The organism is Caulobacter rhizosphaerae, from assembly GCF_010977555.1.
Lineage (GTDB): Bacteria > Pseudomonadota > Alphaproteobacteria > Caulobacterales > Caulobacteraceae > Caulobacter > Caulobacter rhizosphaerae.
Window position 1 is genome coordinate 1478733 of record NZ_CP048815.1, and the last position, 22127, is coordinate 1500859.

General features: G+C 67.9%; 25 protein-coding genes and 2 pseudogenes. 14 read left to right on the forward strand and 13 right to left on the reverse strand.

Going from position 1 to position 22127, the window contains the following annotated elements:
• Positions 1-38 precede the first annotated feature (38 nt).
• The 5 genes and pseudogenes from G3M57_RS06900 to G3M57_RS27900 all read left to right on the forward strand — a co-directional run.
• Positions 39-800: an NYN domain-containing protein gene (locus G3M57_RS06900; RefSeq protein ID WP_163229623.1), complete on the forward strand. Its 762-nt coding sequence runs from the start codon at positions 39-41 to the stop codon at positions 798-800.
• A 185-nt stretch (positions 801-985) separates the two neighbouring features.
• Positions 986-1213: an NAD(P)H-dependent oxidoreductase gene (locus tag G3M57_RS06905; protein WP_230983906.1), complete on the forward strand. Its 228-nt coding sequence runs from the start codon at positions 986-988 to the stop codon at positions 1211-1213.
• A 73-nt stretch (positions 1214-1286) separates the two neighbouring features.
• A complete protein-coding gene (locus tag G3M57_RS06910) occupies positions 1287-3116 on the forward strand; it encodes a DUF885 domain-containing protein (RefSeq protein ID WP_163229625.1) in 1830 nt (609 codons plus the stop codon).
• A gap of 288 nt (positions 3117-3404) precedes the next feature.
• The gene (locus G3M57_RS06915; RefSeq protein WP_163233671.1) at positions 3405-4799 is read left to right on the forward strand and encodes a GH1 family beta-glucosidase; all 1395 of its coding nucleotides are present in this window, start codon (positions 3405-3407) and stop codon (positions 4797-4799) included.
• 34 nt (positions 4800-4833) lie between these two features.
• Positions 4834-4922 (forward strand): annotated as a pseudogene (locus G3M57_RS27900) (hypothetical protein); the annotation flags it as partial.
• A gap of 29 nt (positions 4923-4951) precedes the next feature.
• Here G3M57_RS27900 and G3M57_RS06920 read toward each other — a convergent pair.
• Positions 4952-5845: a hypothetical protein gene (locus G3M57_RS06920; protein WP_056761922.1), complete on the reverse strand. Its 894-nt coding sequence runs from the start codon at positions 5843-5845 to the stop codon at positions 4952-4954.
• Positions 5846-6212: 367 nt separating this feature from the next.
• Between G3M57_RS06920 and G3M57_RS06925 the strand changes: the two genes are divergently transcribed.
• From G3M57_RS06925 to G3M57_RS06950, 6 genes are all read left to right on the forward strand, one after another.
• The gene (locus tag G3M57_RS06925) at positions 6213-6908 is read left to right on the forward strand and encodes a J domain-containing protein (RefSeq protein WP_056761920.1); all 696 of its coding nucleotides are present in this window, start codon (positions 6213-6215) and stop codon (positions 6906-6908) included.
• A gap of 147 nt (positions 6909-7055) precedes the next feature.
• Positions 7056-7343: a hypothetical protein gene (locus G3M57_RS06930; protein WP_056761918.1), complete on the forward strand. Its 288-nt coding sequence runs from the start codon at positions 7056-7058 to the stop codon at positions 7341-7343.
• 24 nt (positions 7344-7367) lie between these two features.
• Complete coding sequence (locus tag G3M57_RS06935) at positions 7368-7760, forward strand: DUF2314 domain-containing protein (RefSeq protein WP_163229627.1); 393 nt, start codon at positions 7368-7370, stop codon at positions 7758-7760.
• A 105-nt stretch (positions 7761-7865) separates the two neighbouring features.
• A complete protein-coding gene (locus G3M57_RS06940; RefSeq protein ID WP_163229629.1) occupies positions 7866-8156 on the forward strand; it encodes a putative quinol monooxygenase in 291 nt (96 codons plus the stop codon).
• A 5-nt stretch (positions 8157-8161) separates the two neighbouring features.
• Positions 8162-9373: an acyl-CoA dehydrogenase family protein gene (locus G3M57_RS06945; protein ID WP_163229631.1), complete on the forward strand. Its 1212-nt coding sequence runs from the start codon at positions 8162-8164 to the stop codon at positions 9371-9373.
• A gap of 227 nt (positions 9374-9600) precedes the next feature.
• Positions 9601-10692 carry an NADH:flavin oxidoreductase gene (locus G3M57_RS06950; protein ID WP_163229634.1) on the forward strand — a complete coding sequence of 364 codons (1092 nt, stop codon included), beginning with the start codon at positions 9601-9603 and terminating at the stop codon, positions 10690-10692.
• Between the two features lie 45 nt (positions 10693-10737).
• Here G3M57_RS06950 and G3M57_RS06955 read toward each other — a convergent pair whose 3' ends face one another.
• The 10 genes and pseudogenes from G3M57_RS06955 to G3M57_RS06995 form a co-directional block, all read right to left on the reverse strand.
• A complete protein-coding gene (locus G3M57_RS06955) occupies positions 10738-11529 on the reverse strand; it encodes an SDR family NAD(P)-dependent oxidoreductase (RefSeq protein WP_163229636.1) in 792 nt (263 codons plus the stop codon).
• Positions 11530-11632: 103 nt separating this feature from the next.
• A complete protein-coding gene (locus tag G3M57_RS06960; protein ID WP_163229638.1) occupies positions 11633-12544 on the reverse strand; it encodes an SMP-30/gluconolactonase/LRE family protein in 912 nt (303 codons plus the stop codon).
• A gap of 66 nt (positions 12545-12610) precedes the next feature.
• Positions 12611-12739: pseudogene (locus G3M57_RS27905) on the reverse strand (hypothetical protein); the annotation flags it as partial.
• Positions 12736-13146: a hypothetical protein gene (locus tag G3M57_RS06965; protein WP_230983908.1), complete on the reverse strand. Its 411-nt coding sequence runs from the start codon at positions 13144-13146 to the stop codon at positions 12736-12738. The pseudogene G3M57_RS27905 and the gene G3M57_RS06965, both read right to left, overlap by 4 nt.
• Entirely contained in the window at positions 13146-13661 is a 516-nt protein-coding gene (locus G3M57_RS06970) for a dihydrofolate reductase (protein ID WP_056761906.1), read from the reverse strand. The genes G3M57_RS06965 and G3M57_RS06970 overlap by 1 nt, the downstream gene beginning before the upstream one ends.
• Before the next feature lie 69 nt (positions 13662-13730).
• A complete protein-coding gene (locus G3M57_RS06975; RefSeq protein WP_056761904.1) occupies positions 13731-14159 on the reverse strand; it encodes a PaaI family thioesterase in 429 nt (142 codons plus the stop codon).
• Entirely contained in the window at positions 14156-14542 is a 387-nt protein-coding gene (locus tag G3M57_RS06980) for a hypothetical protein (protein WP_163229640.1), read from the reverse strand. The genes G3M57_RS06975 and G3M57_RS06980 overlap by 4 nt, the downstream gene beginning before the upstream one ends.
• On the reverse strand, positions 14539-15381 hold the full coding sequence (locus G3M57_RS06985) for a thymidylate synthase (protein WP_163229642.1): 843 nt from the start codon (positions 15379-15381) through the stop codon (positions 14539-14541). The genes G3M57_RS06980 and G3M57_RS06985 overlap by 4 nt, the downstream gene beginning before the upstream one ends.
• Before the next feature lie 98 nt (positions 15382-15479).
• Entirely contained in the window at positions 15480-16430 is a 951-nt protein-coding gene (locus G3M57_RS06990) for an SH3 domain-containing protein (protein ID WP_163229644.1), read from the reverse strand.
• A gap of 70 nt (positions 16431-16500) precedes the next feature.
• A complete protein-coding gene (locus G3M57_RS06995) occupies positions 16501-17055 on the reverse strand; it encodes a DUF924 family protein (protein WP_056761898.1) in 555 nt (184 codons plus the stop codon).
• 134 nt (positions 17056-17189) lie between these two features.
• Here G3M57_RS06995 and G3M57_RS07000 point away from each other — a divergent pair, with 134 nt between their 5' ends.
• Together G3M57_RS07000 and G3M57_RS07005 are read left to right on the forward strand one after the other, a co-directional pair.
• Positions 17190-18125, forward strand: coding sequence for an RcnB family protein (locus tag G3M57_RS07000; protein ID WP_056761896.1), 936 nt, complete (start codon positions 17190-17192; stop codon positions 18123-18125).
• Between the two features lie 199 nt (positions 18126-18324).
• Positions 18325-18726, forward strand: coding sequence for a DoxX family protein (locus G3M57_RS07005; RefSeq protein ID WP_056761894.1), 402 nt, complete (start codon positions 18325-18327; stop codon positions 18724-18726).
• On the opposite strand, the gene G3M57_RS07010 is transcribed toward G3M57_RS07005, so the two are convergent.
• The gene (locus G3M57_RS07010) at positions 18723-19658 is read right to left on the reverse strand and encodes a flavodoxin family protein (protein ID WP_163229646.1); all 936 of its coding nucleotides are present in this window, start codon (positions 19656-19658) and stop codon (positions 18723-18725) included. The genes G3M57_RS07005 and G3M57_RS07010 overlap by 4 nt on opposite strands.
• A 167-nt stretch (positions 19659-19825) precedes the next feature.
• Here G3M57_RS07010 and ilvC point away from each other — a divergent pair, with 167 nt between their 5' ends.
• Positions 19826-20845, forward strand: a complete 1020-nt coding sequence (gene ilvC, locus G3M57_RS07015) for a ketol-acid reductoisomerase (RefSeq protein ID WP_056761892.1) — start codon at positions 19826-19828, stop codon at positions 20843-20845.
• Positions 20846-20917: 72 nt separating this feature from the next.
• Here ilvC and G3M57_RS07020 read toward each other — a convergent pair whose 3' ends face one another.
• Complete coding sequence (locus tag G3M57_RS07020) at positions 20918-22111, reverse strand: alpha/beta fold hydrolase (protein ID WP_163229648.1); 1194 nt, start codon at positions 22109-22111, stop codon at positions 20918-20920.
• Between the last annotated feature and the right edge of the window lie 16 nt (positions 22112-22127).

Genomic DNA, 22127 nt, shown 5'->3' on the forward strand with positions numbered 1-22127 from the left:
GGGTGTCCTATGCCTCACTTTGAGGTAACGTCGGCGCCATGGCTGACCAGCGCGCTCCTCGCCTTGCCGTGCTCATCGACGCGGACAACGCGTCTCCCCGCATCGCGCCGGGGCTGTTCCAGGAAATCGCCAAGATCGGGGAAGCCAGCCTCCGACGGATCTATGGCGACTTCTCGAGCCCGCGCCTGAAGGGATGGACGGACCTGCTGTCCGTCCACGCGATCATGCCCTACCAGAACTTCGCCCATACGCCGGGCAAGAACGCCTCGGACATCGCCCTGGTGATCGACGCCATGGACCTGCTGCACGGGGCCCGCTTCGACGGGTTCTGCCTGGTGTCGTCAGACAGCGACTTCACCAGGTTGGCGGCTCGCATTCGCGAGCAGGGCGTCGACGTCTACGGCTTTGGGGAACGCAAGACCCCGGAGAGCTTCCGGCAGGCCTGCAGCCGGTTCGTCTATACCGAGAACCTGCTGCCCGAAACTCTGGCGCCGGTATCGCCCGACCACGCGTCCACCACGCTCGTCTCGGCGCGTCAGTCGCCGACCGCGGCGGTCCCCCTGATCCGAACGGCCCTGGCCCAGTTGGATGTGGACGAGGGGGGCGGCTGGACGCCCTTGGGCCGGGTCGGCCAGCAACTTGCGATCCTCGCGCCCGATTTCGATCCGCGAACCTATGGTCAGGCCAAGCTGAGCGACCTCGTGACCAAGGTCGGCCTTTTCGAAATCCGAAACTCGGAGGCCGGCGCGGTTCAGATCAGGACGAAGCCCACGCGGGGGGCGGGTGTCCGCAAGGCGTGAAGTCGGTGCGCCGAGGTTTGGTCGGGCGCCTGGGCTTGCCCTGTCCGGGGCGGCCTTGAGGCTCGACCAGCCTAGTCCAGCAAGCTGGTCAGCCTCATCGCCAGTTCCGGCGCCAGCAACGCCGCCAGCTCCATGTCGGCCTCGAACGACCGAACCGATCGATAGCCCTGGTCTGTCGGGTCGCGGTGAACAATTACCCGCCGCGCTTCGCCTCGTCGCGTGGCGGTTATTACGGCGAGGGCGCCCCGACCGCCGGCCTCGACCATCAGGAGACCTATCTGAAGGGTCTGTTCGGCTTCCTGGGCGTCACCGACCTGCGTTTCATCCGCGCCGAGGGCGTGGCCCTGGGCGAAGAAGCCCGCGGCAAATCGCTGGAGGCGGTTCAGGGCGAGATCCTGAAGTTGGCGGCCTAGACGCATCGATCCCTCTCCCCTTGCGGGAGAGGGAAACCGCGCTAGGACTCTTCCCACCTCGGGGAGATCCAGCGTGAGTCAGCTCAATCGACGTGATGTTCTAGCGCTCGGTGCGGCCGCCGCTGCGGCGGGCGGCCCAGCCCTGGCCGCCGCCGCCCCCGGTGACGCCGCCGCCGAGGCCCTGCTGGCCCGGGTCGCCGAGGATCTGATGCGGGAATATCCGGAGAACGCTTCGGCCCTGGGGCTGGACAAGGACAGGCGCGCGGCCCTGAAGTCCAGCCTGACCGACCGTTCGCTGGCGGGCCGGGGCACGCTGGCCGCCGCCGCCAGGGCCCGCGTCGCCCGGATGAAGGCGGTCGACCGCAAGGGGCTGAGCCCGGCGGCCGCCCTCGACCTCGGCGTCGTCCAGACCGCCCACGAACTGGCCGTCGAGGGGTTCGATTTCCCCTATGGCGACGCCATCGGCCTGTCTTCGCAGTGGTCCTATCGCAACGCGCCCTATGTGGTGGCCCAGAACACCGGGGCGTTCGTCGAGACGCCCGACTTTCTCGACAGCCAGCACGCCGTGGCCAACGCCGCCGACGTCGAGTCCTACCTCCACCGTCTGGAGCTCTACGCCGTCCAGTTGGACGGTGAGACGGCGCGCCTGAGGCATGACGGCGCATTGGGTGTGGTCGCCCCCGACTTCTTGCTGGACAAGACCCTGAAGCAACAGAAGGGCGCCCGCGCCCAGCCCGTCGCCGATTGGGGCTTGGTCACCTCGCTGGCCCGCAAGGCCAAGGACGTCCCGGGCGACCACGCGCGCCGCGCCGCCGCCATCGTAGAGGGCAAGATCGCCCCGGCCATGGACCGCCAGATCGCCGAACTGGCCGCCCATCGCGCCAAGGCGACCGCCGACGCGGGGGCGTGGAAGCTGCCGGACGGCGGCGCCTATTACGCCTGGGCGCTGCGGGCCGGCACCACCAGCCGCCTGACACCCGACGAGGTCCACCAGATGGGCAAAGAGCAGCTGAAGGCGCTGTTCGCGCGCATGGACACCCTGCTGAAGGCCCAGGGCCTGACCCAGGGCAGCGTCGGCGCACGGATGAAGGCCCTGGGCGAGGACCCCAAGAACCTGTTCCCCAACACCGACGAGGGCCGGGCCCAGATCCTGGCCTATCTGAACGGCCGGGTGGCCGACATCCGCACCCGCCTGCCACGCGCCTTCGCCACGATGGTTCCAGGCAACCTGGTCATCAAGCGCGTGCCGGTCGAGATCCAGGACGGCGCGCCCGGCGGCTATGCGGCGGCGGGCTCGATCGACGGCACGGTTCCCGGCAACTACTACATCAACCTGCGCGACACGGGCATGTGGCCGCGCTACGGCCTGCCGACCCTGACCTATCACGAGGGCCTGCCCGGCCACATCTGGCAGGGCGAGTACACCTACAAGCTGCCGCTGGTCCGCTCGCTGCTGGCCTTCAACGCCTATTCGGAGGGCTGGGCCCTCTACGCGGAACAACTGGCCGACGAGCTGGGCGTCTATGACGGCGATCCGCTGGGCCAGCTGGGCTACCTGCAGTCCATCGCCTTCCGCGCCTGCCGCCTGGTGGTCGACACCGGCATTCACGCCAAGCGCTGGACCCGCGACCAGGCGATCGACTGGTTCGTGACCACCAACGGCTCGACCCGCCAGGAAGTGCAGGGCGAGGTCGACCGCTACTGCGCCTGGCCGGGCCAGGCCTGCGGCTACAAGGTCGGCCACAGCGAGATCGTGCGCTTGCGGAGCAAGGCCCAGGCCGCGCTGGGGCCGCGCTTCGACCTGCGCACCTTCGACGATGCGGTGGTGATGGGCGGCAACGTCCCGCTGACCCAGTTGGAGGGCGTGATCGACGCTTACGTGAAGGGCAAGCGGACAACCTGAGCTCCCTCAAATCCTGCTCATCCCGGCGAATGCCGGGACCCGGGTCCCTTGACGGCATGGCTGATCGGAAGAGCTCCGCGCTCGCGGCGTCGGCCTCACAGCTAGTCCATCTAGGTCCCGGCATTCGCTGGGGGGCGGAAGGCCGGATGCGCCGAGCCCCCTAGCCAAAGCTCGCGCTTTGCGTTCATCCTGACCTTGCACGGAGGCGCTCGACCTCCGGTGGGGCAGGGGGCGAAGGTGGACAACGGCATCAGCCGGAGGGCGCTGGGCGCGCTCGCGGCGGGGGGCATGGCCAGTCTGGGCCTGGGCGGCTGCGACCGCGTCGGACCGACGGAGGCGACGATCCGATCGCGTCAGTTCCCTAAGGACTTCGTCTGGGGCGTGGCGACGGCGGCCTTCCAGACCGAGGGCTCGCCCGCCGTCGATGGCCGCGGACCGAGCATCTGGGACACCTTCGAAAAGCAGCCGGGCCGGATCAAGGACGGCTCGAACGCCGACGTCGCGACCGACAGCTATCGGCGTTACGCCGAGGACGTCGACCTGATCGCCGGGGCGGGCCTGAAGGCCTTCAGGTTCTCGATCGCCTGGTCGCGGGTGCTGCCCACCGGGGCGGGGACGGTCAACGCCGCGGGCCTGGACCATTACGAGCGCCTGGTCGACGCTTGCCTCGCCAAGGGGGTCACGCCCTACGCCACCCTGTTCCACTGGGACCTGCCCCAGGCCCTGCAGGACAAAGGCGGCTGGAGCGCGCGCGACACCGCCAAGAGCTTCGCCGAATACGCCGCGGCCGTGGCCGGACGGCTGGGCGACCGGCTCAAGCATGTCATCACCCTGAACGAGCCGGCCGTGCACGCGGTGTTCGGTCATGTGCTGGGCGAGCAGGCGCCGGGGCTGAAGGACATCGCTTTGCTGGGGCCGACCACCCACCACATGAACCTGGGTCAAGGCCTGGCGATCCAGGCCCTGCGCGCCGGGGGCGGCGACCTGCGGATCGGCACGACCCAGGCGCTACAGCCGTGCCGCGCGTCGGGCGGGCCGCTGGCGTTCTGGAATCGCCCCGCCGCCGACGGCCTGGACGCCCTGTGGAACCGAGCCTGGCTAGATCCGCTGCTGAAGGGGACCTACCCGGCGCTGATGGACGAGTTCCTCGAGGGCCACGTCCGCGACGGGGACCTGAAGCTTATCCGCCAGCCGATCGACTTTCTGGGGGTCAACTACTATGCCCCCGCCTATGTGAAGCTGGACATGGCCAGTCCCAGCCACATCGCGGTCGGGTCGCCGCCGAGGGGCGCCGAGCTGGACGCCTTCGGCCGGCAGATCGATCCGTCAGGCCTGGCCGAGGTGCTGGAGATGGTGCGCCGCGACTATGGCAATCCGCCGGTGCTGATCACCGAGAACGGCTGCTCGGACGCGTTCGGCGATGGTCCGGCGGTGATCGACGACGGCTTCCGCTGTCAGTACCTCCGCCGCCACCTGGAGGCGGTGAAGAGCGCCATGGAGGCCGGGTCGCAGGTCGGCGGCTATTTCACCTGGACCCTGATCGACAACTGGGAATGGGACATCGGCTACACATCGAAGTTCGGCCTGGTGGCCATGGACCGCGCGACCGGGGTGCGGACGCCCAAGACGTCGTACGGATGGTTCAAGGGCGTGGCGACGACAGGATTGCTGCCGCCGGCGTAGAGGCGATCGGGGCGGATCGACCTTCGGTCCCGGGATCAGAAACCTCGTCCTTCGACAGGCTAAGGATGAGGTTTTCTTGCCGTCGAGCCTGGTCCTCATCCTGAGCTTGTCGAAGGACGAGGACCACGCGGCGCCTTGAATGTCGATCCGCTTCAGTCCGCCTTGCAGATCAGCACGTTCTTGCCGCCGCGCTTGGCCGGGACCAGGCTGCCGGCGCAGGGCTTGGGATCGTTCGGGTCGATGATGATCTCGCCCTTGGCGGCGATCGGCATGGCGGCGGGCTTGGCGCCGATCGGCGGCAAAGCGGTCGCGGTCTTCTTGGCGGCTGGCTTGGTCGTAGGCTTCGCCACGGCCGGCGTTGCGACCGGAGCCGGGGCTGCAGGAGTCTCGGCCGGCGCAGCTTCCGCGACCGACGGCGGAGGCGCTTCGGGTTCGCTCGCGGGCGCGGCGGTTTCGGCGGCGGTGGGCGCGGGCTCCGGAGCCTTGGTCTCCTCAACGGGGGGCGCGGCGTCCTTCTTGACGTTGTAGTTCAGGGCCTGGCCGAACAGGTTGGACTTGGTCTCAAGCGTCTTGGCCCGGGTGTCGCAGTCGCTGGGCGGGCTCCAGCTCATCCACACCTGGGCCAGGCGGGCCTTGTCGATCTGGTCGGCGCCGGTCCAGACCGAGTGGCCCTTCTTGATCGCCGCCGCGCCATATTCCGAAATCGGGCGGGGGCTGGCCTTCTCAGCCGCGACGATCGCCGAGCGATAGGTCGCCAGGTCCTTCTTGGCCTGGGCGCGCATCGCCGGATATTCCTTCATGGCCGCGTTGAAGCCGTCGGGGCCGGGGAAGGTCTTCTCGATGCGGGTCACCTCCGGCATCACCTTGTCGTACAGCTCGACATAACCGCCCAGCGCGCCGTAGCACCAGCCGACATAGCCGTAGTCGTCGGTCGGGGCGGTCGCGGCGGGCTGGGTGCGGGGCGGGGGAGCCGAAGCGGTCGGCGCGGTGGACACCGGAGCGTCCTGGGCGATCAGGGCCAGGGCGAGAAGGAAGGCGGTCGCCATGCGGGCGGAGGTCCTCTTGTAGGGCGTCGCTCAGAGAGTCGGTCGCGTTCGAATAGAGCATTTCCGGCCCGTTTGAGACCAGAACGTGGCGCCGGATGTTTTGCACCGCGGTCGACCAAGCGTCGCCATAACGGTTGGATCGGCGAAAGCGCTCCCGCTTGCGGCAAAGATTCCTGTGCGTGGCCAAGCGTCGCGTGAGTCGCAACGGTCTCTGCACGTTACAAAGTTTCAATGTGCGCCGCAGCAAGCAGCGGGTGGGGACATGGCGTTTTTGTGCTAGAAGGCAAAACGGGAGCGTGATCCGTTGAGAGGCGGGGGACGTGTCCGCCGTCATCACTCCGCCACGCTTCTGGACTTTCGTCACGGCATGACCTTCTGGCGTAACATCGCAACTCTCGCCGCGCGCCGGCTGGACATGGCCGAGTGCCAGGAGTGTCCGCCGGGTCTGCCTGGTCAGGACCCGGCCTTCTCGACCGCGGTCACGGCGCTGGGCGCGAAGCTGGCCAAGGCCGACGGCTCGGCCGACGGCGACGAATACGCCGCCTTCGCCGAGGTGTTCCACCCCGCCCCCGAGTCAGAGAACAATATCCACCGCCTGTACGACCTGGCCCGCCAAACGACGCATGGCTTCGAGAGCTACGCCAAGCGGCTGGCCAAGCGCTACCGCACCTGCCCGCAGATCCTCGAGGACGTGCTGGACGGCCTGTTCCACATCGCCAAGGCCGACGGGGCGGTGACTCAGGACGAACTGAGCTATCTGGAACGGGTGGCCGACCTGTTCGGCATGTCGCCGCTCTCGTTCCGCCGCCTGACGGCCACCCACGTCGGCACGGGCCCGGACGACCCCTATCGCATCCTCGACGTGCCGGCCGACGCCGACGACGCGGTGGTGCACTCGGCCTGGCGCGCGGCGATGTCGGAGGCTCACCCCGACCGCGCCCGGGCCCGCGGCCTGCCGCTGGAGTTCATCGAGGTGGCCGAGGCCAAGTCGGCGGCGATCAACGCCGCCTTCAGCACGGTGATGCGCGAACGGCGCGAATTGGCGGGTCTCGGCGCCAACTAGGGCGTCGCGCGGCTCGCCCGAGGCCGCCAATTCGCCATGGTTAGCGCCGAATTCATTTTACGGAACGATCCGCCGGGTGTTCAGTTGACGTTCAGGACTGGCGCCCCATCTTGATTCATAAGGCGGGGCACGCCTGCGAGGACGACCATGGAGACAGGCAAGGCTACCGGTATCGCTTGGCGCAGCCTGGTGACGCTCGCCGGCGCCGTGGCGACCTCGATCGCCGTCGCCGCCGCCGCGGTGATCGCGGTGGTGTTCGCCGCCACCCTGGTGGTGATCGGCTTCATGGCCACCGCCTTGCTCGGCCTCGCCGCCTTCGCGTTCCGTGGCCGCCACGCGCCCGCCGCCGCTGCCAGCGGCGACCCCGGCCTGATCGAGGCCCGTCACATGGGCGGCCATTCGTGGGTGGCCTATGGCTGGAACGAGCGGCGCTGATCTCGCGCCGCGGTCTAGAGTTCCATGCGACAACCTGATTTCAGCGTTGACGGCTGGAGCCTCGAAGACGGCGAAGACTATCATCGCCGTGCGCCGGCGACGTTTCCCATTCCAGACTTGGCGGTGCGCCAGATCCTTCAGCCCGGCGACTTCGCCAAGCTGATCTTCAGAATCGCCGTCGACAGCGCCGAGGAGCCCGAGGCTTTCGAACGAATGTGGGTCATCGTGCGGGAGCGAACGCCAGGCGGCTATCTCGGCATGCTCGACAACGAACCATCGGCGATCCAGCAGAACAGTGAATTTTGGGAAGGCAGCGAACTGCCTTTCGAACCCGGGCATATCATCGCGGTCCAGCAGGCCAGCGCCGAAAGCCGACGCCTGGCGAGTCGACCGGCGCCGATCCCGTGGGCCCGTTAGCTCCGCCCTGGCGACCAAGCTCAGCAAGCCCCTTGCCCTTCGCCGCCGCTTCCCCGACACTGCGTTCAAACAAGTGTTTGGCCGGCAAGGCCTCGGGAGGACGACATGATCGGCGTGGTGGCGGTGCTGAAGGTGCAGCCGGACAAGACGGCGGACTTCGAAAAGGTCTTCCTCGACCTGCAGAACAGGGTGAAAGCCAACGAGCCGGGCTGCCTCGTCTATCAGCTGACTCGCAGCCGGACCGAGGCCGGAACCTACAAGGTGCTGGAGCTCTACGCCTCGCAGGACGCCCTTAAGCATCACGGCGAGACCGATTATTTCAAGGCCGCCGGCGCGGCCATGGGGCCGTTCATGGCCGACCGGCCCGAGATCGAATATCTCGACGCGGTGGAGTAGGGGCCTTGGATCTCGCCTTCTCGCCCGAGGATCTGGCCTTCCAGCACGAGGTCCGCGACTGGATCGCCACGGCCTATGACGACGACCTGCGCCGCAAGATGGCGCAGTCGAAGAACGGCTACCTGGACAAGGCCGGTCAGGTGAAGTGGCAGAAGAAACTGTTCGAGCGCGGCTGGGTCGCGCCGGACTGGCCAGTCGAGCTGGGCGGGGCGGGCTTCACGCCATCGCAGCGCTACATCTTCAACATGGAGATGTCGCTGGCCGGCACGCCGCATCCCTCTCCGATGGGGCTGAAGATGTGCGCGCCGGTGGTCATGGCCTTCGGCACGCCCGAGCAGAAGGCCCAGCACCTGCCGCCGATCCTGTCGTCCGACATCTGGTGGTGCCAGGGCTATTCCGAACCCGGTTCGGGCTCGGACCTGGCCAGCCTGCAGATGAAAGCCGAGCGGGACGGCGACGACTACGTGCTGAACGGCTCGAAGATCTGGACCACCCACGCCCAGTGGGCCGACTGGATGTTCTGCCTGGTGCGCACTTCGAGCGCGGGCAAGCCGCAAGAGGGCATCAGCTTCCTGCTGCTGCCGATGACCCTGCCGGGCATCCAGATCAAGCCGCTGCCCACCCTGGACGGTCCGGCCGAGGGCGAGCAGGAGATCAACCAGGTCTTCTTCGACAATGTCCGCGTGCCGGTCGCCAATCGCATCGGCGAGGAGAACAAGGGCTGGACCTACGCCAAGTACCTGCTGGAGTTCGAGCGCGGCAACGCCTATGCGCCCGGGCTGATGCACATGCTGCGCAAGGTCAAGAAGATCGCGGCCCTGGAGCGATCCGACGCCGGCGGGGCGCTGATCGACGATCCCGATTTCCGCGCCCGGATCGCCGAGCTGGAGATCGCCGTGGAGTCGCTGAACGCCACCGAGCTGCGGGTGTTTTCCGGGCGCGGGGCCGGCAAGGCGGTGGGGCCGGCCTCGTCGATGCTGAAGCTGGCCGGATCGGAAACCCAGCAGGCGATCACCGAACTGGCCCTCGAGGCGGTGGGGACCTACGCCGCGCCGTTCGTGCGCGACACCTGGGCGACGACCAATGACGGCCGCGCGGGCCCGGACCATGCCGGCCCCGTCGCCCCGTCCTACTTCAACTACCGCAAGACCACGATCTATGCGGGGTCCAGCGAGATCCAGAAGAACATCATCACCAAGCTGGTGTTGGGTTTGTGAGGGTCGGCCATGTCGGTCCTCCCCCTGTGGGGGAGGTGTCGGCGCAGCCGACGGAGGGGGGAGTGATCGGCAGGCTGCCACGACCTGGATCGCGATCCAAGAGCTCCCCCCACCGATCGCTTCGCGATCACCTCCCCCACAGGGGGAGGGCCTTAGTTTTTCTCTATCGTCTTTAAACGCAACCCACCCTTATAACCGCTGCTAACCTAGCCCTTTCGGAGCCGCCCATGGCCCTCGACGCCCTGTTCAAGCCGTTCGAATTCAAGTCGCTGAAGCTGCCGAACCGGGTGGTGATGGCCCCCATGACCCGGTCGTTCTCGCCCGGCGGCGTGGCCACTGACGAGGTCGCCGCCTATTACCGTCGGCGCGCCGAGAACCAGGTCGGGTTGATCGTCACCGAAGGCACTGGGGTGGCCCGGCCGGCCTCGCTGAACGACGCCAACATCCCGCGCTTCCATGGCGAGAAGGAGCTGGCGGCCTGGAAGAAGGTGGTCGTCGAGGTCCACGCGGCCGGCGGCCTGATCGCCCCGCAGCTGTGGCACGTGGGTTCGGCCAAGGGCAAGGACGTGCTGGGCAAGATCGATAGCCCCTCGGGCCTGTCCAAGCCCGGCGGCAATCCCTTTACCGAGCCGATGACCGATGAGGAGGTGGCCGACACCATCGCCGCCTTCGCCAGCGCCGCCGCCAACGCCAAGGCCCTGGGCTTCGACGCCGTCGAGCTGCACGGCGCTCACGGCTACCTGATCGACCAGTTTTTCTGGAACGGCACCAATGTCCGCGGCGACGCCTTCGGCGGTCCTGGCATCTCCGAGCGCAGCAAGTTCGCCGCCGAGATCCTCAAGGCCGTCCGCGCCGCCGTCGGCCCCGACTATCCGGTGATCATCCGTCTGTCGCAGTGGAAGCAGCAGGACTACGCGGTCAAAAACGCCGAGACCCCCCAGCTGCTGGAAGCCTGGCTGCAGCCCCTGGCCGACGCCGGCGCCGACATCTTCCACTGTTCGCAACGCCGGTTCTGGGAGCCGGAGTTCGAGGGCAGCGACCTGAACTTCGCGGGCTGGGCCAAGAAGCTCACCGGCGCCCCGACCATCACCGTCGGCTCGGTGGGCCTGTCGGGCGAGTTCATCGCGGCGTTCGGCGGCGAAGGCAGCCAGCCCGCCTCGATCGACGGCCTGCTTGAGCGCCTGGAGCGCGACGAGTTCGACCTCGTCGGCGTCGGTCGCGCCATCCTGCAGGATCCCGAGTGGGTGGTGAAGATCCGCGACGGCCGCGAGGACGAGTTGAAGAGCTTCGAGCGCTCGGCGCTGGGGGTGCTGTACTAGAACAAAGTTTTCCCTCCCTCTCGTGGGGAGGGAAGGGACAAATAGCTAAGCGATCGTCGTGACCAGTCCGCCCTCGGCCTTCAGCGAAGCGCCGTTGGTGGCCGCCGAAAGCGGGCTGGCGACATAGGCGACCAAGCTGGCGATCTCCTGCGGTTCGATCATCCGTTGCAGCAGGGACGACGAGCGGTGCTTGGTGAAGAACTCGGCCTCGTGCTCCTCGGGCGAGGCGTCCGGATTGCTGGACACGCTCTTTAGGAAGTCGGCGATGGCCGCCGCGCGGGTCGGACCGGGCAGGACCGAATTGACCGTCACGCCCGTGCCCTTGGTCTGCTGGGCCATGCCGCGCGCGACCGCCAGCTGGGCGCTCTTGGTCATGCCGTAGTGGACCATCTCGCCAGGGATCGCGAGGCCGGACTCGCTGGAGATGAAGATCACCCGGCCCCAGTCGCGCTCCAGCATGCCGGGGAAGTAGCCGCGCGACAGCCGCACGCCGCTCATCACATTGACCTCGAACAGATGCAGCCAGTCCTCGTCCGAAATGTCGACGAAGGCCTTCATCTCATAGATGCCCAGGTTGTTGACCAGGATGTCGACGGCTGGAACCGCCTCCAGGATCGCGGCCGCGCCGTCGGCGGTGGCGGCGTCGGCCAATACGCCTTCGATCTTCTCGCCGCCGGAGGCCCGGATGTCCGCGACCGCCGCGTCCAGCTTGTCCTGGGCCCGGCCGGTGACGAACACCTTGGCGCCCTCCACGGCGAGGGCGCGGGCGATCTCCAGGCCGATGCCGGCCGTCGAGCCGGTCACCAGGGCGGTCTTGTCGTTCAGTTTGAGGTCCATCGCCGGGCTCCATGGTCGGGGAGCCAAAAATGGGCCCGCCGCGGCCCGAAACTAGATCAAGGCCAGAACCTGGACTTGTGAATTCCGGTCACAAAAGACGGCTTCACGCCTTGAAGTTCAGTTTCAATCCCGGCCGGGGCCATCGGGCCTTGTATAGCTTGCCGGTCCCCGAAGCGGTGATCCAGGCGTCGCGCATGTCGGTTCCACCGAAGCAGATATTGGTCACGATCACGTCGGGCACGGCGTAGTGCTCGGTCGTCCCATCGGGCGAGAAGGCGGTGACGCCGCCGTTGATGATCGTCGCCACGCAGACCCTGCCGTCGGCCTCGACCGCCAGGCTGTCCAGCAGCTGGTAGCCCGGCAGGTTGCAGATCACGTTTCCCGGCTGCAGCGGCGCGGGATCGGCCAGCACGCCGGGCTCGACCACGTCGAACGACCACAGCCGGCCCAGCAGGGTGTCGGCCATGTAGACGGTCTTCTCGTCGGGCGAAAGGCCCACGCCGTTGGGCGAGATGAGGTGGTCGCGCCAGCGGGTGATCTTCGAGCCGTCGGGCAGGGCGTAGTAGAGCGCGCCGTATTTCCGGCCGTCTGGCGTGCTGCAGCCGTGGTCGGTGAACCAGAAGCCGCCCTGCCGATCGAAGATCAGGTCGTTGGGGCCCACGAGCCGTTTGCCGTCGCATTCGGTGTAGAGGGTGGTCACCGCGCCCGTCGCCAGATCGACCCGCTGGATCGAGCCGCCCGTGTGCGTGGGCGGGGTGGGGCCGGGCACGTTGAGGCCGCCCATGTCGATGAACTGGAAGCTGCCGCCGTTGTTGGCGACATAGATCGCGCCATCCGGACCGATCGCCGCGCCGTTGGGGCCGCCGGGGACCTCGGCCACCGTCTCCTTGCCCCCGTCGGAACGCACCCGGGTCAGGACCTGGCCCTGCATCTCGACGAGGATCACCGAGCCGTCGGCCATGGCGATTGGGCCCTCAGGGAATTGCAGACCCTCGGCGAGGAGTTCCAGTTCCATGCGTCTCTCCCGGCATCTGCGCCTCTCGCGGGCGCGTTGTGGGAGTAAACGGGCGTTTGAACGGCGCGGCAAGCGCCTTGCGTCCTTCGAGGCCCGCTGACGCGGGCGCCTCAGGATGAGGACTCTTTTCGCATTGAATTCCTCATCCTGAGGCGCGAGGCGCAGCCGAGCCTCGAAGGACGCGCGGCGCTTCAGTTCAGATCGTAGAGCTCGTAGGCGATCAGCCCGCCGTCACTGCCCAGGAAGGCGCGGCCGTGGGCCGAGCGCACCAGGGCCTCGCGGTCCACCCATTTGGGCGTGGCGTCCGAGGCTTCGGCGCCCTGGGTCGCGCAGGGGACAATGAGGCGCACCGATTGGCGCGGCCTGAAGCGCTTGCCCCGCTCGGCCCGGATGGCTCGGCCGAACACCCGGCAACTGGCGACCTCGCCGCCGTCCAGGGGGCGCACCTTGACCACGTTGAACACCACCACGTCGGTGGCCGCCGCCCGCGCCAGGCTGTCGCCCTGGCCCAGGCCGATATCCGCCCTGGCGGCGTCGGCCATGCCCACGGAAAGGGCGAGGCTGCAGAGAAGGCCGGTCATGGCGCGGGGACGGACGGTCATCATCGACGCTCCAGGACGCGGAAGACGAAGGCGTGGTCGTCGTCGGGACCGGCGGGGTGCTCCTCGCGACGCACCTCGGTCCAGGCCGCCTCGTCGAAAGCGGGAAAGCTGACGTCGCCCTGAACCTCGGCCTGGACCTCGGTCAGGTACAGCCGCTTGGCCTTGGGCAGGGCGGTCTCGAACAGGGCGCGGCCGCCGATCACGCAGACTTCATCGACGCCGTCCTCGGCCGCCTGTTCCTTGGCCATCTGCACGGCCTCCAGGAAGCTCTCGCAGACCACGGCCTGGGGCGGCTCGAACGAACCGTCGCGCGACAGCACGATGTTCATCCGCCCCGGCAGGGGCTTGCGCGGCAGGCTGTCCCAGGTCTTGCGTCCCATGATCACCGGCTTGCCCATCGTACAGGCCTTGAAGATCGCCAAGTCGGATTTCAGCCGCCATGGCAGGTCGTTGTCCCGGCCGATGACGCCGTTGAGGGAGCGAGCCACTGGGCCGACGGTCAGGATAACGGACATGGGACAAGTTTACCCTGCGTCGGGCGCTGCGGCCACCGCTCTGTCGGATTTGCGACGCCGGCGGACGGTTCAGCCGCCGAAAGGGACGACAATCTGCTGGGCGCCGGCCCGGGCGATCAGTTCGCCGTCGGGACGGCGGAAGTCGGCCTCGACATGGATCATGCCCCTGGTCCGGGCGACCACCCGGCCTTCGATCGCCAGAACCTCGGCCTTACCCACACGGATGAAGTCGATCTTCAGGTTGCTGGTGCGGAACATCGCGTCGGCCGGGGCGACGGTCATGGCCGTGAAGGCCAGGATTTGGTCGGCCAAGGCGGCGATGTAGCCGCCGAACAGCGAGCCGTCGCTGTTGAGCAGCTCCGGGGCCGGCGTCCAGGTCTTGCGGACCCAGCCCTCGCCCCAGTCGTCCAGGCCGCCGAGCCTCAGGGTCTGGACGACGGGCGGGAAAACAACCTCGCCGCCCTTGATCTGGTCGAGCCGGTCGGTGGCCCAGGTCATAGCGGGTCGACCTTTTCGATATCCATCAGACCTCGTCGGGCAAAGACGGCCAGGGTCGCGGTCGCGAGCGGCGCCAGCGCGGCCGGCCAGCCGCTTGCCACGAAGGCCCGATCAGTCATGGTCTTGGGAGTCGCGTCGCAAGCCTCGCGGAACTTGACGAGGAAGGCAGTCAACGCCGTGATCTCGTCCGCAGTCATGGCCTGGTTTGGGAGGACGCCCTCGTAGGGGACCTCCATGAAGAACCCTTCGAAATATTCGACAAAGCCCCAAGGACGCACGGCGTCGGCGCCTTCGGCGAGGCGCTCCAGCTCGACCATGATGTTGTTGCGCTGTCGTTGGGCGACCACCCGCTCGTATGCGTCTCGGTCCTGGGCGCTGCTCAAACCGCGACCGCGGCCTTGATGTGCGGGTGGGCCTCGTAGCCTTCCAACTGGAAGTCCTCGTATTCGAACGCGAACAGGTCGCGCTTGTCGGCCATCTTCAGGGTGGGGAAGGGCTTGGGCTCGCGCTGGATCTGCTCGCGGGCCTGGTCCAGGTGGTTCAGGTACAGGTGCGCGTCGCCGAAGGTGTGGACGAACTCGCCGGGCTCAAGCCCCACCACTTGGGCGACCATGATCGTCAGCAGGGCGTAGGAGGCGATGTTGAACGGCACGCCCAGGAAGACGTCGGCGCTGCGCTGGTAGAGCTGGCAGCTCAGCTTTCCATCGGCGACGAAGAACTGGAACAGGCAGTGGCAGGGCGGCAGGGCCATGTCCTCGACATCGGCCGGGTTCCAGGCGCTGACGATGTGGCGGCGGCTGTTGGGGTTGGTCTTCAGGCCCTCGACGAGGTTGGCGATCTGGTCGATGGACTGGCCGTTCGGCGCGGCCCACGAGCGCCATTGCTTGCCGTAGACGGGCCCCAGGTCGCCGTTCTCGTCGGCCCACTCGTCCCAGATCTTGCAGCCGTTGTCCTGCAGGTACTTCACGTTGGTGTCGCCGCGCAGGAACCACAGCAGCTCGACGATGATCGAGCGCAGGTGCAGCTTCTTGGTGGTCAGGACCGGGAAGCCCTTCGACAGGTCGAAGCGGATCTGCCGGCCGAACACGCCCAGGGTGCCGGTGCCGGTGCGGTCGCCGCGCTGGACGCCGTTCGCAAGGATGTCGGCGAGCAGGTTCAGGTATTGCCGCTCGGGATGGTCGGCGGCGGCGGGATCGGCGTGGACGGGCGCGTGGGCGTTCATGGGGCCACTGTCCTACGCGAATCGTCGGGATGGCCAATCACAAAAACGCCCCGCTCGAGGACTCGGGCGGGGCGTCTTGTCGCGGGTCGTTCGCTGGCCTACCGCGCCGGCTCCAGGCCGGTGTTCAGCACCCAGCCGACATTGTCGTTCTCGTCGGCCACTTCCCACCACAGGCCGTTCTTGGTCCCGGTGGGGTAGACGATGGCGCCGGCGGGCAGGGCGCGGATCAGCTTGCCGCCGGCCGCGGCCGTGGCGCGCATGTTGGTCACGCGGGTGGCCACGAAGGTCTTGGACGGCGCGTCCGCCGCGGCCGTGGTCGTCGTCGACAGCAGGCCCAGGTCGGTGACCAGCTTGGTGTAGCTGTTGATGAACGACAGGGTGATGATCCGGCCGATCTCGGTGTCCTCGTAGCCGCCGCCCACGGCGCCGCCAAAGCCCCAGCCGCCGCCCGCGCCCCAGCCGATGTCGTTCTTGGCCGCGTAGCCTTCCTGCACGGCCATCGTCTCGGTGGTGCGCACGTTGGTCAGCGACAGCACGGTGTTGGCTTCCAGCTTCTTGGTCTTGATGCCGCCGACCAGCCCGCCGACGCGGCCGCCGATCAGGCCGCCGATGGCGCCGGCCACCGCGCCGCCGCCGGCGTTGCCGTCGCTGGCCTGGACCTCGGCCACCAGGACGTAGTCGGCGGCCTTGACCTGCCCCTGGCCGACGTTGGAGCCACGCTGCAGGCCCAGATTGCCGCCGATGTTGCGCTCGATCTGGGCGGCGTTGAGCCCCGCGCCGCGGTCGACCAGATTGAAGCAGCCCGACTTCTGGACCATGGCCTTCAGCAGCTTCTGCGGCGAGGCCAGATTGTACTGCATCCAGCCGCGCGTATCGTCGCCGTCCATGATCGACAGGGTGCCCAGCTTGCGGGCGCAGTGGGGGATCTCGGCGACGGCCTGGGTCTGGAGCTTCTGGGCGTTGCTCGGTTTGGCCTGGGCCAAGGCCGCGCTCGGCGCGAGGATCGACAGCGTGAGGCCGGCCGTGAGCAGGCCCGATAGCAGTTTCATGATGTGCTCCAGTAATCCCAGACTTCGAGCGCCAACCTTAGCTTGCGCGAAGGGCGCGGCCAAGCTCGCGTCAGCCCGCGAAGCCGCCTTCGTCCAGGAAAGCCTGCTCGGCCGACGTCGTGCTTCGGCCCAGGGCCTTGTTTCGGTGGGGGAAGCGGCCGAAGCGGGCGATGATGTCCCGGTGGGCGATGGCCCATTTCAGACTGTCGGCGTCGCCGGTGTCCTTCAGCAGCCCCTCGAACAGGGCGATGCTGGTTTCCTGGTCGGCCAGGGATTCGGAGTGCTCGTAGGGCAGGTAAAAGAAAGGCCGCAGTTCGGCCGCGACGGCCTTGTCGTGGCCGGCGGCCACCGCGGCGGCGGCGATGGCGCGGGCCTTGCCGTCGGTGGCGAAGGCGTGGCCGCTGTCGCGGTAGAGGTTGCGGGGGAACTGGTCCAGCAGGATCACCAGCGCCAGGGCGCCCTGCGCTTCGGCGGCCCAGGCGTCGTACTTGCCACGGGCGGCGGCCAGATGGACGGGCTCGAACTTCAATCGGATGGCGTCGTCGAAGGCGTCGGACTTGGCGAACCATTTTTCGGGACCGGCGGCGGCCCAGAAGCCCAGTACGTCCTGTGGTCTGGCGGTCATGGCGGATCCCCCTTTTTGGACAATCTTGGATAGGCGGAGTCGTTCAAACAAGGTTCATGGAGCAAGGCCGACACTTCAATACAAGGGATGAGCGACGGGGTCAGCACGAGGCCCCTTGGAGCACTTGGAAAGACATGAAACGTCTGATCACGACGGCGATGATCCTGTCGCTGCTGGGCGGGGCCGCGGCGGAAGCCGCCGGCGCCGGGCAGGACCGCCCGGATCGTCGCGGCGAACGCGGCGCCGAGGGCGGCGGCTGGCGTCAGCGGCAACAACAGCAGCAGCAGCAGCCCCAGGCTCAGGCGCCCCAGGCTCAACCGCAACAGCAGCCTTCGGGCGGCGGCGATCGCGGCGCCTGGCGTCAGTCGCGCGGGGAACGCGGCGACCGGGGCGATCGCGGTGGTCGTCCCGACTGGAACGGCGGCGCCCGGCCGGCGCCCGAGGCCCAGCAGCCCCAGCAACCGGCGCCGGCGCCGCAGCCCCGCAATCCGCGGGAAGGCTGGCAAGACCGGGGCGGCCGCGACGGCCGTTGGGATCGTGGCGACCAGAACCGTGGCGACCAGAACCGCGGCGATCAAAATCGGGGTGACCAAGGCCGCGATGATCAAAATCGCGGCGACCGGAACCGCGGCGACCGGAACTGGAGCGATCGGGGTGACCGTGGCGACCGCAATGGCGGCTGGGACCGGGGTCCCGGACGTGGCGACCAGGGCCGCCCCGGCCAGGGACGCCCCGACTGGGGCCGGCCGGGCCACGACGGCCACTGGCGCGACCGCGACAACGACCGCCAGCGCTACGACCAGCGCCGCTACCGGCCATCCTATCGCGCCACCCAGCGCTATCGCGTCCCGGCCTATCGCTATCCACGCGGATTCTATGCGCGCCGCTGGTCGTTCGGCGACTACCTGCCGGGCGGCTGGTACGGCTCGTCCTACTATCTGGACGCCTGGCGCTACGGCCTGCCGTATCCGCCGATCGGCTGCGAGTGGGTGCGGGTCGGGGACGACGCCGTGCTGGTCGACGTCTGGAGCGGCCAGGTGCTGAGCGTCTACTACGACCTGTTCTGGTAGGCTTGGCCGCCTCTTGAAGAAGCCCGGGCGGATCGCCGATCCGCCCGGGCTTTGTCGTTTCCAGCGCCGGCATCTCGGTCCGAGCTTCGACGGTGAAGTTTTTCGAGGGGGACTTGTCGGGTCGCGGGCCGCGGGATCGTCCTCGGGGCAATGGCGCAACGCCTTGCCCGCCGCGCGACGGCTTCGAAAGGAAACGACGATGTTGAAAGCTTCGCCCATGGTCTGGACGGGACGCGTCCTGACCGGTCTGTTCGCCCTGTTCATGCTGGGCGCATCGGTCCTGCCGAAACTGGCCGGCATGCCGGTCGCGACCGAAACCCTGACGGCGCTGGGCTGGAAGGCCGACTACGTCCTGATGATCGGGATCATGGAACTGGCCTTCGTCGCGCTCTACCTGTTTCCGCGCACGGCCGTGCTGGGCGCGGTCCTGATGACCGGCCTGCTGGGCGGCGCCATGGCGACCCAGGTTCGGGTCGAGAACCCACTGTTCAGCCACGAACTGTTCTCGATCTACCTGGGCCTGTTCATGTGGGGCGGCCTGTGGCTGCGCGACCCGGGGCTGCGGGCGCTGTTTCCCTGGCGCGCGGCGGCCAACGCTTAGACGTTCGTGGTCGACTTCGCCGCCCGCTCGTCGTCCTTGGTCGCCACGATCCCCTTGAGCGCCACGTGGGTGATGAAGGCATCGACCCAGGCGTCGAACTCGGCGACGTGGTCGGTCTCGGCCATCATGTCGTCGGCCTGGTCGTCGGCGTAGGGCTTGCCCTCGCCGAACACGCCGGCGGTCCACAGGCGGTCGGGGACCTCGATCCCGCTGTAGCGGCACTGCCAGACCAGACCCTGATAGGCCAGGCGCTCGTCCTGGTACGGCTCCTGGCCCGGGTCGAACCAGTCCTTGCGTTGGACCAGTTGGGGCCGGCCGTCCTCGCCGAGCTCGTTGGCCCCGCCGTCGCAATAGGTGAAGAACGCGGCTGTGCGCCCCTCCAGGTGGTTCCTCGTCAGCCGCCGCCACTGGGGCGAGCGCTCCAGGGCCTGGGCCTTCAGCGTGTCCTTCTTGTCGATCAGGTCGGGACGCGGATTGCCGCCGGCCGCGCAGACCAGGCGGTCGAACATCAGCTTGAAGTTGGTGGAAGGGCCGTACCAGTTGGTGGGGCCGATGAAGGCCCAGGCGTCGGCCCGGGCCAGGCGGCCATAGAGGTCCAGGTCCCACATCAGGTCGGGTTGGGTGGTGCTGCGCGGGCCGTAGCAATTGCAGGGCCAGACGCAGAGCGCCATCGACGAGCTGACGCAGGCGTTGCAGGCCTGGATCTTCGGCCTGCCGTGCTGGTTGCCCAGGTCCTCCGTGTCGATCTGCCACGCGGCGGGCAGGCGAGCGGCCATCCGCAGCATCAGGGCGCGGGCCTTGGAATCCAGGCCCGGGCAGCTGTTGTGGCGTCGCTGTGAGCCCGCCACCACCAGCACCCGCAGGGCGCGGTCCTCGGTCGGCCGGGGAGCGATCGTCGGGGCGTGTTCGGATGCTTCTTCAAGGCTGGCCATGGCGGGGAAACGCTCTAGCGTCTAAAACGTCGCCACAGAGGCTTTCCGGCCACAACGTTCTGTCGTCGTCGCCTTGACGAAACGGCAAAAAAACGCTCAAACGCCCGGCCTTTGTCGCTCCGCCGTTGCGCGGGGTGGCCATATTGACCAAGTCCTGGAGAAAAAACATGCGCGTCTATTATGATCGCGACGCCGACCTCGCCCGCATCCTGGACAAGAAGATCGCGATCGTAGGCTATGGTTCGCAAGGTCACGCGCATGCCCTCAACCTTCGGGACTCGGGCGCCACCAACGTCGCCGTCGCCCTGCGCGCCGGCTCGCCGACCGCCAAGAAGGCCGAGGGTGAAGGCCTGAAGGTCATGACCGTGGCGGAAGCCGCGGCCTGGGCCGACCTGCTGATGATCCTGGCGCCCGACGAGCATCAGGCCGCCATCTACAAGAACGACATCGCGCCCAACATCCGCGACGGCGCGGCCCTGCTGTTCGCCCACGGCCTGAACGTCCATTTCGGCTTGATCGAGCCCAAGGACACCATCGACGTGCTGATGGTCGCCCCCAAGGGCCCCGGCCACACCGTGCGCGGCGAGTACCAGAAGGGCGGCGGCGTGCCCTGCCTGATCGCGGTGCACCACAACGCCACCGGCAACGCCCTCGACCTGGGCCTGGCCTACGCCAGCGCCATCGGCGGCGGTCGCTCGGGCATCATCGAGACCAACTTCCGCGAGGAATGCGAAACCGACCTGTTCGGCGAGCAGGCCGTCCTCTGCGGCGGCACGGTCGAACTGGTCCGCGCGGGCTTCGAAGTGCTGGTGGAAGCCGGCTACGCGCCGGAAATGGCCTATTTCGAGTGCCTGCACGAGCTGAAGCTGATCGTCGACCTGATGTATGAAGGCGGCATCGCCAACATGAACTACTCGATCAGCAACACGGCCGAGTATGGCGAGTACGTCACCGGCCCGCGCATCATCACGCCGGAAACCAAGGCCGAGATGAAGCGGGTGCTGGACGACATCCAGTCGGGCAAGTTCGTTCGCGACTTCATGTTGGAGAACCAAGTCGGCCAGCCGAGCTTCAAGGCGACCCGTCGCCGCTCGGCCGAGCACCAGATCGAGGAAGTCGGTGGCCGCCTGCGCGCCATGATGCCCTGGATCGCCAAGAACAAGCTGGTGGACGTGGCCAAGAACTAGGCCTTCAGCTCCATCGCTGAACCGACGAACGGCGGGCTCGCAAGGGCCCGCCGTTTTTCGTTTTCTCAGATCTCAAGAGCTTTCATGAGCTCCCAGCACCGCCGGGGTTTCGATCCGCTGGCTCGCCACGGACTCGGGTTGCACGGACTCGGCGAAGCTCTCGATCGCCGCCGTGTAGAGGTTCGCCCGTTCCAGGAAGCCCATGTGGTTGACGCCGTCGACCATTTGCAATCGAGCCTCCGGCGCGGACCTGGCGATCTCGCGGCTCGCCTCCAGTTTGGTGATGATGTCGACTTCGCCGCCGATCATCAGGACAGGCGTCTGGAGGCCTTCGAGCGCGCCGGTCGCATCCCAGCGGAACATGGCCAGATTGCCCCGCGCCTGGACTGCGGGGGCGTTGCGCGTGGCGAGCAGGGTGGTGTGCTCCAGCTGGCTGCGCGTGACGAACCGGCCAAAGCCAAAGCGATTGGCCAGGTGCGCCGATCCGCTCAGATAGCTCTGCCAAGCGCTGAGCCAGGCCACGGGCTGCAGCCAGATCGTCAGGTGAAGCAGCGGCTCCAGCAAGGGTCGTCGCAGGGCCTGGAACAGGCGGCTGAAGACCATGGTCCGCAGAGGATTGGTGTAGGTGGTGTTCAGCAGGGCCACGCCGCGAACCTTGTCGGCGAAGAGGCGCGGGTGGTCGCGCGCCAGGGTCTGGATGGTCATTCCGCCGATGCTATGCCCGACGAGCACCGCGGGGCGTTGGCCGGTAAGGTCTAGGATGGCCGCCAAGTCGTCCGCGAAGCGAGACAGACCGATCTTGCCGGAGGAGCCGCGTCGCGACTTGCCCAGCCCCGCCAGGTCCCACGTGATGACGCGAAACCGCCTGGCCAGGTCGTGCCGGGCGTAAAACCAGATCGTACTGTCCAGGCCCCAGCCATGGGTCAGGATGATCGGCGGTCCGTCGATGGGGCCCGAGACCTCCACATGCAGCTCGCCGCCGCCGGGGCTCTTGACGATCTGCCCAGCGACTCGGTCAGGACGTGTGCGCCGCGTGTCGGGCTTGGCCACGAGCGGGACAACCAACCATTTGCCCAGGAACGACCAGGCCAGGAGGGCCAGGCCCGCCCATAACCGCCAGTCCTCGTCGCGAACGCGCCGCGCCAGGCCATCGGGAGCGACCACAAGGTCGCCTTGCCACCAGCTCCAGATCAGATATCCCGCCGCCGCCAGGACGGCCCAGGAAAGCAGGGAAAAGATCAGTCGCAGCAGGAAGAGGAGAGGCATTGGCGGGTCCGGTGGG